16 protein-coding genes are annotated in these 15,387 nt (G+C 65.7%); 7 read left to right on the top strand and 9 right to left on the bottom strand.

The window, feature by feature from the left end; translation table 11 throughout:
* The first annotated feature begins 82 nt into the window (after nt 1–82).
* On the top strand, nt 83–736 hold the full coding sequence (locus Q1M07_RS11765; protein WP_300454072.1) for a 2-hydroxychromene-2-carboxylate isomerase: 654 nt from the start codon (nt 83–85) through the stop codon (nt 734–736).
* A 16-nt stretch (nt 737–752) separates the two neighbouring features.
* Here Q1M07_RS11765 and Q1M07_RS11760 read toward each other — a convergent pair whose 3' ends face one another.
* Together Q1M07_RS11760 and thpR are read right to left on the bottom strand one after the other, a co-directional pair.
* Nucleotides 753–1,667 (bottom strand): DMT family transporter, encoded by a 915-nt coding sequence (locus tag Q1M07_RS11760; protein ID WP_300454070.1) that lies wholly within the window; start codon nt 1,665–1,667, stop codon nt 753–755.
* Nucleotides 1,668–1,769: 102 nt separating this feature from the next.
* Complete coding sequence (gene thpR / locus Q1M07_RS11755; RefSeq protein ID WP_300454069.1) at nt 1,770–2,456, bottom strand: RNA 2',3'-cyclic phosphodiesterase; 687 nt, start codon at nt 2,454–2,456, stop codon at nt 1,770–1,772.
* Here thpR and Q1M07_RS11750 point away from each other — a divergent pair.
* Nucleotides 2,455–3,933 (top strand): rhomboid family intramembrane serine protease, encoded by a 1,479-nt coding sequence (locus Q1M07_RS11750; RefSeq protein ID WP_300454068.1) that lies wholly within the window; start codon nt 2,455–2,457, stop codon nt 3,931–3,933. The genes thpR and Q1M07_RS11750 overlap by 2 nt on opposite strands.
* On the opposite strand, the gene Q1M07_RS11745 is transcribed toward Q1M07_RS11750, so the two are convergent.
* Nucleotides 3,930–5,246, bottom strand: a complete 1,317-nt coding sequence (locus tag Q1M07_RS11745) for a hypothetical protein (protein ID WP_300454067.1) — start codon at nt 5,244–5,246, stop codon at nt 3,930–3,932. The two genes, Q1M07_RS11750 and Q1M07_RS11745, sit on opposite strands and share 4 nt — an antisense overlap.
* A 158-nt stretch (nt 5,247–5,404) precedes the next feature.
* Between Q1M07_RS11745 and Q1M07_RS11740 the strand changes: the two genes are divergently transcribed.
* From Q1M07_RS11740 to Q1M07_RS11720, 5 genes are read left to right on the top strand one after another with little or no spacing between them, the layout of a single operon-like run.
* On the top strand, nt 5,405–6,211 hold the full coding sequence (locus tag Q1M07_RS11740) for a DUF4239 domain-containing protein (protein WP_300454066.1): 807 nt from the start codon (nt 5,405–5,407) through the stop codon (nt 6,209–6,211).
* Nucleotides 6,212–6,218: 7 nt separating this feature from the next.
* Nucleotides 6,219–6,839, top strand: a complete 621-nt coding sequence (locus Q1M07_RS11735) for a CDP-alcohol phosphatidyltransferase family protein (RefSeq protein WP_300454064.1) — start codon at nt 6,219–6,221, stop codon at nt 6,837–6,839.
* Nucleotides 6,840–6,867: 28 nt separating this feature from the next.
* Complete coding sequence (locus Q1M07_RS11730) at nt 6,868–8,616, top strand: bifunctional alpha/beta hydrolase/class I SAM-dependent methyltransferase (RefSeq protein WP_300454063.1); 1,749 nt, start codon at nt 6,868–6,870, stop codon at nt 8,614–8,616.
* Nucleotides 8,565–9,983, top strand: coding sequence for a phosphatase PAP2/dual specificity phosphatase family protein (locus Q1M07_RS11725; RefSeq protein WP_300454061.1), 1,419 nt, complete (start codon nt 8,565–8,567; stop codon nt 9,981–9,983). The genes Q1M07_RS11730 and Q1M07_RS11725 overlap by 52 nt, the downstream gene beginning before the upstream one ends.
* On the top strand, nt 9,970–10,914 hold the full coding sequence (locus Q1M07_RS11720; RefSeq protein WP_300454060.1) for a phosphatidate cytidylyltransferase: 945 nt from the start codon (nt 9,970–9,972) through the stop codon (nt 10,912–10,914). The genes Q1M07_RS11725 and Q1M07_RS11720 overlap by 14 nt, the downstream gene beginning before the upstream one ends.
* A gap of 10 nt (nt 10,915–10,924) precedes the next feature.
* On the opposite strand, the gene Q1M07_RS11715 is transcribed toward Q1M07_RS11720, so the two are convergent.
* The 6 genes from Q1M07_RS11715 to fabZ form a co-directional block, all read right to left on the bottom strand.
* Entirely contained in the window at nt 10,925–11,527 is a 603-nt protein-coding gene (locus Q1M07_RS11715; RefSeq protein WP_300454059.1) for a nuclear transport factor 2 family protein, read from the bottom strand.
* A 75-nt stretch (nt 11,528–11,602) separates the two neighbouring features.
* Nucleotides 11,603–12,415, bottom strand: a complete 813-nt coding sequence (locus Q1M07_RS11710) for an RNA methyltransferase (protein WP_300454058.1) — start codon at nt 12,413–12,415, stop codon at nt 11,603–11,605.
* Nucleotides 12,412–12,996: a ribonuclease HII gene (rnhB, locus tag Q1M07_RS11705; RefSeq protein ID WP_300454057.1), complete on the bottom strand. Its 585-nt coding sequence runs from the start codon at nt 12,994–12,996 to the stop codon at nt 12,412–12,414. Before rnhB ends, Q1M07_RS11710 begins: the two co-directional genes overlap by 4 nt.
* Nucleotides 12,977–14,161, bottom strand: coding sequence for a lipid-A-disaccharide synthase (gene lpxB / locus Q1M07_RS11700; protein ID WP_300454056.1), 1,185 nt, complete (start codon nt 14,159–14,161; stop codon nt 12,977–12,979). Before lpxB ends, rnhB begins: the two co-directional genes overlap by 20 nt.
* Nucleotides 14,158–14,928, bottom strand: coding sequence for an acyl-ACP--UDP-N-acetylglucosamine O-acyltransferase (gene lpxA / locus Q1M07_RS11695; protein ID WP_300454055.1), 771 nt, complete (start codon nt 14,926–14,928; stop codon nt 14,158–14,160). Before lpxA ends, lpxB begins: the two co-directional genes overlap by 4 nt.
* Nucleotides 14,929–14,947: 19 nt before the next feature.
* Nucleotides 14,948–15,385 (bottom strand): 3-hydroxyacyl-ACP dehydratase FabZ, encoded by a 438-nt coding sequence (gene fabZ / locus Q1M07_RS11690; protein ID WP_300454127.1) that lies wholly within the window; start codon nt 15,383–15,385, stop codon nt 14,948–14,950.
* Between the last annotated feature and the right edge of the window lie 2 nt (nt 15,386–15,387).

The raw sequence follows: 15,387 nt of genomic DNA, 5'->3' as shown, positions 1-15,387 counted from the left end.
AATGTCTGGCCATGGTCGACCGTCCGCGCCTGCGGCGCGGCGGCGCGGCGGCCGACCGACGCTCACTGACGAGAGGAATGGCATGCGGCAGGCAGACTGGTATTTCGACTTCATCTCACCCTACGCTTACCTTGGCCTGGCCCGCCTCGGCGAACTGCCGCCCGATGTCGCCATTCGTTACCGGCCGGTGCTCTTCGCCGGCCTGCTCGATTACTGGCAGCAAAAGGGGCCGGCCGAGATCGCACCGAAGCGCCTGTGGACTTATCGTAGCTGCACATGGATGGCGAGCCAACGTGGGGTGCCGTTTCGCTTTCCGGCGACGCATCCCTTCAATTCGCTGCCCTATCTGCGGCTGGCGATTGCCGCCGGCAACAGCGAGCCGGCCGTGCGCCTGATTTTCGACGCCTTATGGACGACTGCCGCCGACCCCGCGGACGGCCGAGTGTTGGCCGATCTGGCGCAGGCGCTCGCGGTCGACCCGAAGCGACCATCGCACCCGGAAGTCAAGGAAGCGCTACGCGGTGCGACGCAACAGGCGATCGCCGCCGGCGTCTTCGGAGTACCGACGCTGGCGATCGATGGCGAGTTGTTCTGGGGCGCCGACGCGACCGACTTCGCCAAGGCCTACCTGGCCGACCCGCGAATCGTGTCGACCGCCGAAATGCGGCGCGTGGCCGACTTGCCGGTCGGCGCCGCCCGCCCGGCTGCCGACCCGCGCCGCCGTCCGTCGCAATAAACGGCGCGCGGCGATCTCAGGACGATCCCGCCCTTGCTGCGCCCTTGTCGCGGCAGCGCAGGGCCAGCGCCTCGTTGCCGACCAAGGCGCCGAGCACCAGTAGACCGCCGGCCAGCGTGCCGGTGCCGGGCTGCTCGCCGGCGCCCAACCATGCCCAGGTGACGCCGAAAACGACTTCGAGCAGGCCGAGCAGGGCGATCTCCGGCGCCGAAAGGACGCGCGACAGGCGTACCAGCAGCAGGCAGGGAATCGCCAGCTGAACGACGCCGAGCAGCGCCAGCAAGCCGACATCGTGCGCCGAGGCATGGAAAGGATAAGCCATCGGCAAGGTAAACAACGACGACAACGCGGCACCGATGAGGACCGCCGGCAACATGTCCTGGCGAGTCCCGGCAGGAGTATCGGAAGCGGTGTGGCCGACGTGCTGCAGTGTCGTGAAGTTCAGCGCGGCGGCAAACGGCACGGCCAGGGCGACGACGGTACCGGTGAACGACAGGCTGCTGCGCGCTTCCTGCCAGAACATCCAGCCGATTCCCAGCCCGCCGACCGCGATCGCCAGCCAGCTTCTCGCCGGCAAGCGGTGTTGCAGGAAGAGGCGGGCGAACAGCGCGGTGATCAGGGGGCCGATGGCCATCGTGACCAGCACGTTGGCGACCGAGGTCAGCGTGATGGCGAGCATGAAAGCGGTGAACATGACCGACCAGCAAATACCCGAAAGCCAGACGGTCCAGGGAGCGTGCGACAGGCTGCGCCAGAGTTCCGGTCCACGCATGACGCTCAGCGCGACACCCAGCGCCAGTCCATTGAACAGACTGCGCCAGAAAGTGACTTCGAAACCCGCCGCGCTATCGAGATGGCGCGCGACGACGCCCGCGATGCTCCAGAGCAGCGTGACCAGCACCATCAGGGCGACGGCAAGGCGGTGCGACATGGGCGGCTTTCTGCCATCAGATGGCCACAGCGATTGAAAAGGGCGCCATTGTGCCTCATTTCGTCCGCCACACCGCGCCTGTCGACCGCCCGGCGAAGCACGTCAACTGTAGCGCTCGCGGATCACGTAGCCACCGCCGGCGCCGCGCAGGGACTCGACCAGCACGTAGCCGCCGACCTGCCAATACAAGGGCGGCGCGGCGAGTGGCGCGACGGCCCCGGAAGCACGCCGTGCCAGGGTCACATGCGGCCGGAAGTCGCGCGCCTCGACCGGCAGGCCGAGGACGCGCAGCGCTTCCGCCAGACGCCCATGCAGTCGCATCAGTGGTTCGGGAAGCGAGGTCGTCTGCAGCACGGCGATTCCGCGCGGCCAGATCGTGGCCAGGCTCAGAGGCAGGGCAAAGTCCTCGCTCGGCACCCGCAGCCCGGCGCTCACTTCGGCCAGCCGCCGACGCTCCAGCGCACCGATGAAGTGCAGCGTCAGATGCAGGCGCTCGTGCCTGACCAGCGACGCTCCGGCGGGCCATCGCCATTGCGCGAGGTGGCGAACGAGTTCGGCAGTCTCGTCGGGTGCCGGCCAAAGCGCGAGAAACAGGCGCGCCTGTGCCGGCAGGTCGGGCGAAGACGAGCCCGCGCGCGCCGCCCGACTCGCGGCGGCGGCCGGGGCGGTGACGGCATCGAGGGGCGAGGCCACCCGGTCGCCGCCCGAACTAGCGCGCGGCTTGTCGCCACTCGACGCCGCTTCGGCCTGGGCGGCGAGCGGCGCGCGCGCATGGCATAATCGCCGCATGTTCATCGTCTTCCCTCTCAACGGCCAGCCGGACTGGCGCGACCCACCATGGTTCACCATATTGCTCATCCTGGTCAATGTCGTCGTCTACTTCGGCCCGCAGCGTGCCGACGAGCAGGCTTGGCGGCGCGCCGCCGAGTTCTACGCGCAGTCCTCGCTGCCCGCAGTGGAGTTGCCGCGTTACGCCGCCTGGCTGCGCGAAAACGGCAACCGGCAACAACGCGAGATCGCCGACAAGATCGCACACCAGCCCAAGGTACGTGACGGCCAGTCGCTGCTGCGCCTGATGGAGCGTGACCGGGCCTTCCAGACGGCCCTGCACAGCGGCAGGATCGTCCGCCCGGAGGAGCCTGAATACGCCCTGTGGCTTAGCCAGCGGAGCACTTTCGAACGCCTGAAGGGAAACGGTTTCACCGCTCGCTGGTCGTCCAATCCGGCCGACTGGCAGCCGCTGACGACACTTACGGCCGCCTTCCTGCACGCATCCGCAGCCCATCTGATCGGCAACATGGTGTTCCTCTTCCTCTTCGGCTACACCGTCGAAGTGACTCTTGGCCGCTGGCGCTACCTGGCCTACTATCTGCTGGCGGGAGTCGGCGCCCAGCTGGTCGACCTGGCCGCGCGCTGGGGTTCACCGAGCATCGGCCTTGGCGCCTCGGGCGCAATCGCCGGACTGATGGCCATGTACGTCACCCTCTACGGTCGCCAGCGCATCCGCTTTTTCTACCAGTTCCTGTTCTATTTCGACTACGTAAAGGCGCCGGCGATCATCCTCCTGCCGCTCTGGATTGTCTACGAGGTGGTGCAGCAAAAATTCGACGGTGAGGGTGGCGTGGCGTACATGGCGCACGCCGGCGGCCTGGTGAGCGGCGCGCTTCTGATCGCCTGGTACAAATGGCGTCATCCGGCGGCCACGCTGAAACTGCCGGCCGCCCCGGCGGACGACGGCTTCGCCGCCGAGAAGGCAAGGGCCGAGGACTTGCTGCGCCGGATGCAGGTGGATGCGGCGCGCGCCGCCTATCGCCGCCTGGTCGCTCTGCGTCCGAACGACCGCGAAGCGTTGACGAAATTCTTCAACCTCGCCAAGCTGGTTCCTGCCGACGCCGATTTCCAGCTCGCCGCAGAACGGATCTTCGCGCTCGGTGACAGCGATCCGGGAACCGACGATCTGGTCCAGGCCTCGTTCGCCACCTACTGGAATACCGCCATACCGCGGCCGCGCCTGAGCCCTGACCTCCTCGCCCGCCTCGGTCAGCGTTTCGCCCGCATGAACCGGATCGACGACACCGCGCGCCTCGCCGACCTCCTGCAGGCAGCGGCACCGGCCCACGACGCCCTGCCAGGACTGTGGCTGGCGGTCGTTCACGGCGAACTGCGACGGCACGGCCGGCAGCGGGCAAGCGAATACGCCGACCGCTTGAGCGCCGGCTTTCCGGGCTCCAGCGAGGCGCGCGTAGCCGCCGGCCTGCTACGCTAGGCAACGTCCGGTTGCAGCTTTTCCAGCGCCATCAGGTACGGTTCGGCCGCGATCGTCACCGCATGCCCGGGATACTTCAGGCGCAAGCCACGCAGAATTCTCAGTGCCGTGTCGTCCTGCCGCAGCAACTCGCTCATCAGGCGGGCCGAGAGATAGTAGATGGCCGGAATGTCCGGATGGCGCGGATGCCGCTTGTCGAAGCCACGCAGCAGCTCGACGGCGGTCGGCGCGTCGCGGCGGCGGAATGCCGCCTCGGCGAGAGGCAGGATCGCCTCCGGCCGTTCGGGTCGAAAATCCGCCTGCAGGGCACGCAAGCGAAACAGGAGATCAAGCCCGGCTTCGCTGCGCCCACGGCGCAGCAGCAGTTCCAGATAGCGCTGGCCATGCGTCAACGCGCGGTCTTTCCTGTCCGCCGCGAGCAGCAGCCTGTGATAGCGATCCTGGATCGCCAGATCCTCCGGAAACTGCCGCTGCTGTTCATAGGCCAGATCGATGGCGGCGTCTATCTCACCGTCGGCGACCCGCGCCGCCACCGCATCGGCCAGTGCGTCGGTGCCGGCTCGAGCCGCCGGATTGCTCGACGAGCGAGCGAAGCTGATGCGCACCGAAAGCCCGAGGGCCTGGTGGAACTGATAAAGGACGTAGCCCATCATGGCGAACATGATCAGGTTGAAGTACAGCACGATGAAGGTCAGCGCCGGCAGGATCAGCCAGCCGCCGAGCAGCGGGGCGAGCAGCCGCGTGGCGTGCGGCGCGCCATTCGAGAGCAGGAACAAGAAGCACAGCAGCACCAGATACGGTTTGCCCACCTGCTGCATGATGAAGAGCCACTTGGCCGGGTTTACGGCCTGCCGCAGGCTGTTGGTGACCGACAGCGCCATGACGCTGGCCGGCAATCCGAGGCTGAAAAAGGCGAAGACCAGCCAAAGCAGAGTGATACTGATGCGGCCAACGAAGCTGATCAGGAGGCCCCAGATCAGGAAGATGGCAAGGAGCTTCCAGGGGAGATTTCGTCTCTCGCGATCGGGCCGGAAGGTCGTTCGCTCGCTGGCTGCCAGCCGTCCCTGCGATACCGCCTCCATGACCGCGAAAGCCTGGCGCAGTGCGGCCAGCCAGACCAGGCCGACGACCAGCGCGATAGCCAGCGGCGTCGGCAGGGGAAGCACGTAAGCAACGAGCGTCGCCAGCGACAGGAACAGCAGACCGAACAGCACGTCGGCCTGCAAGGGAAAGCGGAAGAACCACGGCATGCGCTGCCAGAAAGGGCTGATCTCACCCTGGTCTTCGTAGACTACGGCTGGTCGTTCAGTCACGGCAGGCTCCCCCTGGCATGCGGCGGCGCCTGGCGCACCGCTGCGGCGAGAATACCGGGAAAACGACCGCTTTCCTAGGCCGCCCATCGACGAGAGAACATCGACACGGGCTGAAGCGGCTAGAATGCCGGCCTGTGCCTTTTTTGGTATCCCGACTCGTGAACTGGTTCCATGAACTTCCTTCGCTCGAACTCGCCACCGTCGTCGTCGGCGTCATCCTGCTCGTCTCGCTCAGTGGCCTGGCTCTGGTCGCGCCGCGCGCGCGCTCATCGACCTTGCACCGACATTTCGACAACGGTACGATCGCCGGCCTGCTCTCCGCGCTGATTGGCGTCTATGCCGTAGCTGCCGGCCTGACCGCGGTAGCCGTGTGGCAGAACATGGACGACGCCGCGAGCGACGTGAGCCGGGAAGCAGCAGCCATTGCTGTTCTCTACCACGACCTCAATGGCTATCCTCAGCCGCTGCAGAACAAGGCCAAACGAGCGCTGATCGCCTACACCCGGTACGTCATCAACTTCGAATGGCCGTTGCACCAGAAGGGCGAAGTGCCGAAGGACACGATGCGGATGATCGAGGAGACGCAACATGCCATTCTCACTTTTCAGCCGACCAATGATGGCGAGAAGATCATCCAGGCGCAGGTATTGCAGGCGTATAACCAACTCCTGCAGGCGCATTGGCTGCGCGTGCAGGCGGTCAAGTACACCGCCCTGCCGGCCGAGCTTTGGGTCGTGGTGATTCTGCTTGGCGCGATCGCCATCTCCTCGTGTTTCCTGCTGCGGGTCGACAGCTTTGCGCTGCACGCCACGATCACCCTGCTCGTCGCGGCACCGATCGCTCTCGTCCTGTATTTCATCGCGGTCAGCGACCACCCCTTCCAGGGGGGAATCAGCGTGTCGTCCGAACCCTACCAAGCGGTGCTGGAGAAGATGCTGCCGCCACCCAAGGAGCCGGACAAGTGAGGCGTCGATGAGCCTCTACACCCTGAAACCGCGTTTCCAAGCCTTGCTGCGCCCTGCGGCGGGCGCTCTGCAGCGGCGCGGTGTGACTGCCAACCAGGTGACGGTGGCGGCTGCCGCCGGGTCGGTCGTGCTTGGCGCGCTGCTTGCGGCCGCCGCATGGACCGGCCAAGCGCATTTCTTTCTGCTGTTGCCGGTCTGGTTTTTCCTGCGCATGGCGCTGAACGCCATCGATGGAATGCTTGCCCGCGAATTCGGGCAGTCGTCGACGCTCGGCGCTTACCTCAACGAACTGTCCGACTTGCTGTCGGATGCCGCTCTCTACCTGCCTTTCGCCTGGCTGGACGAAAGCGGCGCTGCGCTGACCCTGCTCGTCATCTTCCTGGCGAATCTCTCCGAGATGGCCGGCGTCCTGGGGATTCCGGCGACCGGAGAAAGGCGTAACGACGGGCCAATGGGCAAGAGCGACCGGGCGCTGGTTTTCGGTCTGCTCGGGCTTCTCGTCGGCACCGGCAGCGCTCCCGGCTGGTGGCTGACCGGGCTGCTGTCGATCGTCGCGCTGTTGCTGCTGGTGACGATCGCCAACCGGATCCGCTACGGCATCGCAGCCAGCAAGCGGCGGCGACCATAGCCCGATCCCTTAAAGAGAGAAAGAACGAATGCGTATCGCGCAGGAACGGCAATTCAGCACGCACGACGGCAGCACGCTGTTCTACCGGCACTGGCCGGCGCTGGCTTCGGCAAGCGCCGAACGCGCCATCGTTCTGTTGCACCGCGGCCACGAGCACTCGGGTCGGCTGCAACATGTCGTCGACGAACTCGGGCTCGACGACTTCGCACTCTTCGCCTGGGACGCGCGCGGCCACGGCCGTTCGCCCGGGCCACGCGGGGACAGCCCGAGTTTTGCCGCCCTGGTCAAGGACGTCGACTTTTTCGTTCGCCACATCGAACGCATGCACGGCATCGAGAGCACCAACATCGCGCTCATCGGCCAGAGCGTCGGCGCGGTGCTGGCCGCCACTTGGGCGCACGATTTCGCGCCGCGGGTGCGCTGTCTGGTGCTGACCGCACCCGCCTTCAAGGTAAAGCTCTACGTTCCACTGGCCCGGCCGGGATTGGCGATGATCCGGCGATTGTTCGGCAACTTTTTCATCCGTTCGTATGTCAAGGCCAAGTTCCTGACCCACGATGCCGAGCGAATCCGTTCTTACGACCAGGATCCGCTGGTCACCCGAGCCATCTCGGCGCGCGTCCTGCTCGGTCTGCAGGACGCTGCCGATCGCGTCGTCGCTGACGCGCAAGCGATCCGCCTGCCGCTGCAACTGCTGATCTCCGAGAAGGACTGGGTAGTCGACCGCCGGCCACAGGACGTCTTCTTCGAGCGACTGGGCTCGCCGATCAAGGAAAGCCACGTGCTCGACGGCTTCCTGCACGACACCCTCGGCGAGCGTGATCGGAAGCTTGCGCTCGACAAGGTGCGCGAGTTCATCGAACGGATGTTCCGCCAGCCGCCAGCGACCGACTCGCTACGCCAGGCGCATCGCCACGGCTACACGCGCGATGAGGAAATCCGTCTCAGCCAAGCGTTGCCGGCGCTTTCGCCACGCCGTATCCCGTTCGCACTGACTCGCCTGAGCATGCGCAGCGTCGGTCGACTGTCGACAGGAATTCACATCGGCCTGACCACGGGATTCGATTCCGGCAGCAGCCTGGATCATGTGTACCGCAACGAAGCACGTGGCAAGCTGCTGATCGGCAAGCTGATCGACCGTGGCTATCTCGATGCCATCGGCTGGCGCGGGATTCGCGTCCGCCGGCAACACCTGATGCTGGCAGTCGCCCAGGCGGCGCAGGAGTTGCGTACGAGCGGCCAGCCACTGCACATGCTCGACATCGCGGCCGGCTATGGGCGTTATCTGCTCGACGCCATCGAGCGCTTGCCCGAACGCCCGCAATCGGTCGTCCTGCGCGACTACAGCGAACTCAACGTGCGACACGGCCAGGCGCTGATCGCCGAAAGGCAACTCGGCGACATCTCCCGCTTCGAAGCTGGCGACGCCTTCGACGAAGGCACGCTGGCGACGACAAGGCCAAGACCCACGTTGGCGATCGTTTCGGGACTGTACGAACTGTTTTCCGACAATGATCTGGTCGAGCGCTCGCTGCGCGGCTTGGCCCAGGCACTGAGCACGGGCGCCTACCTGATCTATACGGGCCAGCCCTGGCACCCGCAGATCGAGTTCATCGCGCGCACCTTGACCAGTCACCGCGGGCATCAGGCGTGGGTGATGCGCCGCCGTACGCAGGCGGAACTCGACGAACTGGTGACCGCGGCCGGCTTCTCGAAGATCGAACAGTGGATAGACGACTGGGGGATGTTCACCGTTTCGCTGGCGCGGCGGAGGTGAATTGGCGCGACGAGGAGCGGCCCGACAACGCTAGCGCCGAGCCCCGTCCCTGGCAGCGGGCATTGCTCTGGCTGCTCTTCCTCGGGCCTTTCTTCTTCGCCAGCTACGGTTTCGCGACCTGGGTGACGGCACAACGTTCCGATGTCGGTTTCATCCTGTTCGCCTGGGAGCGGCACATTCCGCTGCTGCCCTGGACCATCCTTCCCTACTGGCTGGTCGACCTGCTCTACGGGGCCTCGCTGCTGCTATGCGCGACGCGCCGCGAGCTCGACACGCACGCGTGGCGGCTGCTGCTGACACAACTGCTGGCCGTGACATGCTTTCTGCTCTTCCCGCTGCGCTGCACTTTCGAACGAGGCGCAGTGACAGGTCCTTTCGGCTGGCTGTTCGACCTCCTGATGAGCTTCGACCAGCCGTTCAACCAAGCGCCATCGCTGCACATGGCCCTGCTCGTCGTTCTGCTGGAACCGTACCTGCGCGCTATACCGCGCGCCGGCCGGGTTCTGGTCTACGTGAGCGCCGGGCTGATCGGCGTCTCGGTGCTGACGACCTGGCAACACCATTTCTTCGACGTCCCGACCGGCCTGTGGCTGGGCTGTTTCGTCATCTGGCTGCTACCATCCGATGCCCCCTCGCCACTGCGCCACGCGACGCTGACGCGCGACCGGCGGCGCCTGCTCCTCGCGGCAGCCTACGGCGGTGGCGCCCTGGCGCTCGCTCTGCTCGCCACGAACGCCGCCGGAGCCTGGCTGTGGCTGCTCTGGCCGGCCGCTTCGCTGCTCCTGGTCGGGCTGATCTATCTGCTGCTCGACGCCGCGGCCTTCGGCAAACGGGCCGACGGGTCGATGCCGGGCGCCGTACGCTGCCTCTTCGGACCCTATCTGCTTGCCGCCTGGTTGAACTCGCGCTGGTGGACACGCCGATTGACGGTCGCCGATCCGGTGGCGAGCGACATCCTGCTCGGCCGGCTGCCAACGGTGAGCGAACTGCGGCGTCTGCGCGTCGCCGCGGTCGTGGACCTGTGCGCTGAGCTGCCATGCCGCACGCCCGGCATTCCCCATGTCGTGATACCGCTACTCGACCTCGTGACGCCGACCTTGGCCCAACTCGAACGTGCCGTGTCGGCAATCGATCAGGCACGCCGGACAGGCCCGGTCCTCGTCTGCTGCGCGCTCGGCGTCGAGCGCAGCGCATTGGCGGTCGCTGCCTGGCTGCTGCACACTGCGGCGGCCGCCTCACCGGCAGCGGCGGCGGCGAACCTCCGACGGGCGCGTCCGGCCGTTCGCCTCGGCACCGGCAACATCGATATTCTCCTTCAATGGCAGAAGCGGCAGCGACGACCGGAAGCGGCCGATGCTGGGCGCTGATGACTGGCGACTGGCCGCCGGCGTCGCCTCGGTGCTGGCGATCGCCTCGCTGGCAGGGCAGTTGTTGAAGACCTTCGTCGCCGGAAACACGCCTCATGCGCTGATCGATAATCTCAACCGCCGCATCGCTTCCTGGTGGGGAATCGTCGCCCTCGTCGGCCTCGCTTTGCTGGCCGGAAGAGGCGCCGTGACGCTGCTCTTTGCTCTGGTGTCGCTGGTCGCGCTGCACGAATTTCTCGCCGGTGAAGCACTCGTCGCCGACTGCCCACGTACACTCGTCGTCGGCAGCTTCGTGCTCATCGTGCCGCTGCAGTACTTGCTGGTATGGACCGACCAGCCTTGGCTCTACAGCGCTCTCATCCCTCTGCTGGTGTTCGTCGGACGACCGTTGCTGGGCCTGCTGTCGGGCGACTGCGGCGCGTTCCTCGGCGCTACGCGGACGCTGGGCGGCGGGCTGCTGACCTGCGTTTTCGGTCTCTCGCACATCCCGGCGCTGCTCACCCTGCCGGCCGGCGACGACCCGGCGGCGGCGGCCCGGCGGATGATCTTTCTCCTGCTCGTCGTGCAGGTCAGCGACGTACTGCAATACGTGTGGGGGAAACTCGCCGGACGCCACCCCATCGCGCCACGCTTGTCACCGTCGAAAACCATCGAGGGGACGCTCGGTGGCATCGCCAGCGCAATCGCCCTCGGCACCTGGCTATCTTGGCTGACGAAGTTCTCCCCGCTCAAGGCCGGTCTGATTTCGCTGCTGCTGACCTTGCTCGGCTTCGCCGGCGGCCTGGCGATGTCGGCCGCCAAGCGTCGCCGCGGAATCAAGGATTGGAGTCGGCTGATTCCCGGCCACGGAGGAATGCTCGACCGGGTCGACTCGCTCGTTCTGTCGGCACCGGCCTTCTACTACCTGCTGCGTAGCGGCTGGGTGGCCTGAGGCGGCCGTGCTAGCGCCGCCGCCACCGGCCGAGCAGCCAGCCGAGCAGCAGGCCAAGCGCCGCGGCCGCCGCTCCGGCGTACCAGATGGCCGCTTTCGCTTCGTCGATCAGCGGATTGGTGAACACGTTCGACGACAGATGCATGGACACGACTTTCCACTGTCCGTCGATTTTGGCCGACGTCGAGGTCCAGTTGGAACTCAGTCGGAACGGCCCCCTGGCCACCGGAAAGAACTCGTCCTCCATCGTGCCGTCGGCCACCGCCACCTCGCCATGGCCGAAAAACTGCGCGTGTGCACCAAGCTTGGCCGTCGTCAGGTAGCGGTCGAGATAGCGTTGCTCACCCTTGACCATCCGCTGGTAGTACGCCCTGATCTCGTCGTGGCCGCGCGAGACCTCGCCGTTGAGCCAGGTAACCGTCGCCTGCGGGTGCATCTGGGCCACCATCCGGTCGACATCCTGGGCGTTGATGCTCGCTTCCATTTCCCGGAACAGCTTGATCAGCGCCTGGCGATCGGCCGCGAAGGGATCGACGTCGGACGCCGCCGCATGGCTCGACGCGAGAAGAAGAACGAGAAAAACCCGCAGCAGAATTCTCGGCATCGAAGGCATGGAATCTCCCGAGTGCGTAGGAAAAAGGCCGATGATAGCCTGCTGCGCGGTCGATGAACACCTCCCTGCGAAATTCTAGCCGCTTCGCGCCGGGTCCGATCGGGCGGCCACGCGGCGGCGCCTGAGCGTCTCGAACAGGCAGACCGCGGCAGCCGCGGCGACATTCAGCGACTCGGTCGCTCCGGGCATCGGGATGCGCACTCGCAGAGCGGCAGCGGCGGCCACCGGCGGCCGCACACCCTGCCCTTCGCTACCGAAGATCCAGGCCAGCGGCGCACCGAGATCGGCGTCGTCGAGGCTGGTCGGCGCATCGACGACGGTCGCCACCGCCTGGCCACTAAAAGCCGCGAGAAAGCTCGGCAAGTCGCGGCCTTCGTGAATGTCGAGCTGGAAATGGGCGCCCATCGCGGCGCGCAAGGTCTTCGGCGACCAGGCTTGCGCACAGTCGGTCGACAGCAGGATCTGACGAAACCCGGACGCCGCGGCGCTACGCAGAATCGAACCGACATTTCCCGGATCCTGCACGCCGTCGAGAAGCACCGTGTCGACAGTAGCGGCCAGCGGGCACTGCGCCCTCGGACGCGGCGCGATGGCCATGATGCCGCTCGGTGTGTCGACTACGGCCAGCGCAGCGAACAGGGAGTCCGACAGGACAGTGATCGTCGCGCTCGCCTCGCCGTCCGCCAGATAGTCCTCGATTTCCGGCCGGCTGGCGCCGCTGTCGCTCACGACCAGCTCTTCGGGAGCCCCGCAGTGTCTGGCGTAGGCCGCGATCAGGTGCATTCCGTCGAGCACCACCAAATTGCTCCGGCGCCGTTCCCTGCTGCTCCGCAACAGCCTCGCGAGCATCTTGTAATGTGGGTTGTCGCGCGCCGCAATTCTTTTCATGAGCGCAACAGGCGGGCCACTGGCGCGAAACTGCGGCGATGCTGCGGCGTCACTCCGTGTTCGCGCAGGGCCTGCAGATGAAGCGCCGTCGGGTAGCCCATGTGCCGGTCGAAGCCGTACTGCGGGTAGCTGGCGTGCCACACCAGCATGCCGGCGTCGCGCGTCGTCTTGGCGAGGATCGACGCCGCGGCGATGCTCGCGATCCGTCCATCACCGCCGACGACGGCCTCGACGGTACACGGCAGAGGCGGGCAATGCGTGCCGTCTACCAGCGCATGCCGCGGACGAACGGCGAGTGCCGCTACGGCGCGCTGCATGGCCAGCAAGCTGGCCTGCAGGATGTTGAGCCGATCGATTTCTTCGACGCTCGCCTCGGCCACCGCCCAGGCCACGGCGCTGGCGCGTATCGTTTTGGCCAGCACCACGCGCCGCCGGGCCGAGAGCTTCTTCGAGTCGTTCAGGCCGACAATCGGTCGGCCCGGATCAAGGATCACCGCGGCCGCCACAACCGGACCGGCCAGCGGGCCACGACCCGCTTCGTCGACACCGCAGACGAGAATTTCAGGCGGCTGTAGCGACACGCTTGGCAAGCGCCGACGGCAACTGACCGAGAATCGCCGCGGCGGCCTTCTCGGCCGCGTTCTGCCGCAACTCGAGATGCATGTCGCGGAAGAGGGCCTTGATTCGCGCACACACCACCTTGTCGTCATACAGGTTGAGCATCGCCTGCGCAATGTTCTCGGGCGTCGCATCCTCCTGGATGAATTCGGGAACGACGAACCTGCCAGCCAGAATGTTCGGCAGACTATAGTAGGGAAGATAGCCGCCGATACGTTTCATCAGCCAGTACGAATAGGGCGACATTTTGTAGACCATGACCATCGGCCGTTTTAGCAGGGCCGCCTCGAGCGTCGCGGTGCCACTCGCGACGAGTACGATATCGGCGACCATCATCGCCTGATGGGCGTGGCCGAACAGCAGGCGAATCGGCAACTGTTGCGCCGTACAGCGGTGCAGAGCTGTTTCGAACAGGGTGCGCGTTTCGCGGGTCGCCAGCGGAGTAAGAAAGACCGCATCCGGTATCTCCCGATGAATCCGGCGCGCCGTCTCGATAAAAGTATCGGCCATGTACGTCAGTTCGCCCTGGCGACTACCCGGCAGAAGCGCGAAGACCGGTTCGTGCGGCGACAGCCCGAGCAGCGTCCGCGCCGCGTCGCGCCCGTCGGCGAGCGGCAGCATGTCGGCCAGCGGATGGCCGACATAGCTCACGGGAATGCCCTGCCTCTCATAGAGCGCGGGTTCGAACGGAAAGAGGGCGAGGACACGCGAAACGGCGGCACCGATCTTGTGGATGCGCCCTCCCCGCCAAGCCCAGATCGAAGGGCTGACGTAATGGACGGTAGGAATACCCCGTTTCTTGAGCGACTTTTCCAGGCCGAGATTGAAGTCCGGCGCGTCGACACCGATGAACACGTCGGGTGGGTCGGCCAGCAAGCGACGCTTGAGGCCACGACGGATGGCGGCAATCTCGCGAAAGCGCCCGATGACCTCTGCGTAACCGCGGACGGCCAGCGTTTCGAGCGGGAACCAAGCATCGAAACCCTGACCAAGCATTCTCGGACCACCCACACCGAAGAAAACCGCGTCCGGCAGCTTCGCCCGAAGCGCCTGTATCAACTGGCTGGCCAGCAGGTCGCCGGACGCCTCGCCGGCGACCAGTGCAATTCGCACCCCGGCGACGGTCATCGAATGATGCCGCGTTTCGACATCGCCAGGAAGTCGATCAACGGCTGGATCTCCGGGTGCTCGAGAACGTCCTGCTCCAGTTTGGCGCGCGCGTCTTCCAGCATCAGGCCAGACTTGTAGAGTGTCCGGTACGCGCGCTTCAAAGCCAGCAGGGCGGCCGCCGAAAAACCACGACGCTTGAGTCCTTCGGCATTGATGCCATAGGGTCCGGCGGTATTGCCGGCGGCCATCACGTAGGGCGGGACGTCCTGCACGACGACCGCCCCGGCGGCAGTCATGGCATGCGCCCCGACGCGGCAAAACTGGTGAACCCCGGTGAAGCCTCCGAGTATCGCCCAGTCGTCGATGTGTACGTGGCCCGCCAGTTGAGCGTTGTTGGCAAACACCGTGCGGTTGCCCACCTGGCAATCGTGAGCGATGTGAACATAGGCCATGATCCAGTTGTCGTCGCCAACGCGCGTCGTTCCCGCATCCTGCACAGTGCCGAGGTTGAAGGTGCAGAACTCGCGGATGGTGTTGCGATCGCCGATCTCCAGGCGCGTCGGCTCGCCGCCGTATTTTTTGTCCTGCGGCGCCTCACCCAGCGAACAAAACTGAAAAATGCGGTTGTCACGACCGATACGCGTTCGCCCGCTGATCACCACGTGCGGACCGACCGTCGTATGATCGCCAATCTCGACGTGCTCGCCAATGATCGAATAGGCGCCGACTTCGACGTCGACGCCAAGTTGCGCGCCCGGATGGACAATTGCACTCTGATGGATCATGGCCGCGCCACCTCCGGTTTCAAACCAGGTTGCTCTTGGCGCACATCAGTTCGGCCTCGGCAACGGTCTCACCGTCGACCGAGGCGACCGCTTCGAAGCGCCAGATATTCCTGAACTGACGCTGGATGCGAACCTTCAGGTGCAATTGATCTCCGGCGCTCACGGTCTTCTTGAAACGTGCCTTGTCGATTCCGACGAAGTAGAACAGCGACGTCAGGTCGGGCTTTTCGCCGAGCGTCCTGAACGACAGGATGCCGGCTGCTTGGGCCAGAGCTTCCAGAATCAGCACTCCCGGCATCACCGGGTAATGCGGGAAATGGCCGCTGAAAAAGGGCTCATTGACAGTCACATTCTTGTAGGCATGGATGGCCTTCCCGGGCTCGCAATCGATCACCCGGTCCACCAGCAGGAAAGGGTAGCGGTGAGGCAGATGCTCCAGGATTTGGTGGATGTCCATTG

It is taken from the genome of Accumulibacter sp., from assembly GCF_029255285.1.
Taxonomy (GTDB): domain Bacteria; phylum Pseudomonadota; class Gammaproteobacteria; order Burkholderiales; family Rhodocyclaceae; genus Accumulibacter.
The sequence above is the reverse complement of the archived record's forward strand: the minus strand, read 5'-3'. Positions and strand labels throughout refer to the sequence as shown.

What these genes read in the sequence shown, in the direction of transcription:
- Q1M07_RS11765 (WP_300454072.1), top strand. Translation starts at nt 83, where the DNA reads ATGCGGCAGGCAGACTGGTATTTCGACTTCATCTCACCCTACGCTTAC.
- Q1M07_RS11760 (WP_300454070.1), bottom strand. Translation starts at nt 1,667, where the DNA reads ATGTCGCACCGCCTTGCCGTCGCCCTGATGGTGCTGGTCACGCTGCTC.
- Q1M07_RS11750 (WP_300454068.1), top strand. Translation starts at nt 2,455, where the DNA reads ATGTTCATCGTCTTCCCTCTCAACGGCCAGCCGGACTGGCGCGACCCA.
- thpR (WP_300454069.1), bottom strand. Translation starts at nt 2,456, where the DNA reads ATGCGGCGATTATGCCATGCGCGCGCGCCGCTCGCCGCCCAGGCCGAA.
- Q1M07_RS11735 (WP_300454064.1), top strand. Translation starts at nt 6,219, where the DNA reads ATGAGCCTCTACACCCTGAAACCGCGTTTCCAAGCCTTGCTGCGCCCT.
- Q1M07_RS11730 (WP_300454063.1), top strand. Translation starts at nt 6,868, where the DNA reads ATGCGTATCGCGCAGGAACGGCAATTCAGCACGCACGACGGCAGCACG.
- Q1M07_RS11720 (WP_300454060.1), top strand. Translation starts at nt 9,970, where the DNA reads ATGCTGGGCGCTGATGACTGGCGACTGGCCGCCGGCGTCGCCTCGGTG.
- Q1M07_RS11715 (WP_300454059.1), bottom strand. Translation starts at nt 11,527, where the DNA reads ATGCCTTCGATGCCGAGAATTCTGCTGCGGGTTTTTCTCGTTCTTCTT.
- Q1M07_RS11710 (WP_300454058.1), bottom strand. Translation starts at nt 12,415, where the DNA reads ATGAAAAGAATTGCGGCGCGCGACAACCCACATTACAAGATGCTCGCG.
- lpxB (WP_300454056.1), bottom strand. Translation starts at nt 14,161, where the DNA reads ATGACCGTCGCCGGGGTGCGAATTGCACTGGTCGCCGGCGAGGCGTCC.
- lpxA (WP_300454055.1), bottom strand. Translation starts at nt 14,928, where the DNA reads ATGATCCATCAGAGTGCAATTGTCCATCCGGGCGCGCAACTTGGCGTC.
- fabZ (WP_300454127.1), bottom strand. Translation starts at nt 15,385, where the DNA reads ATGGACATCCACCAAATCCTGGAGCATCTGCCTCACCGCTACCCTTTC.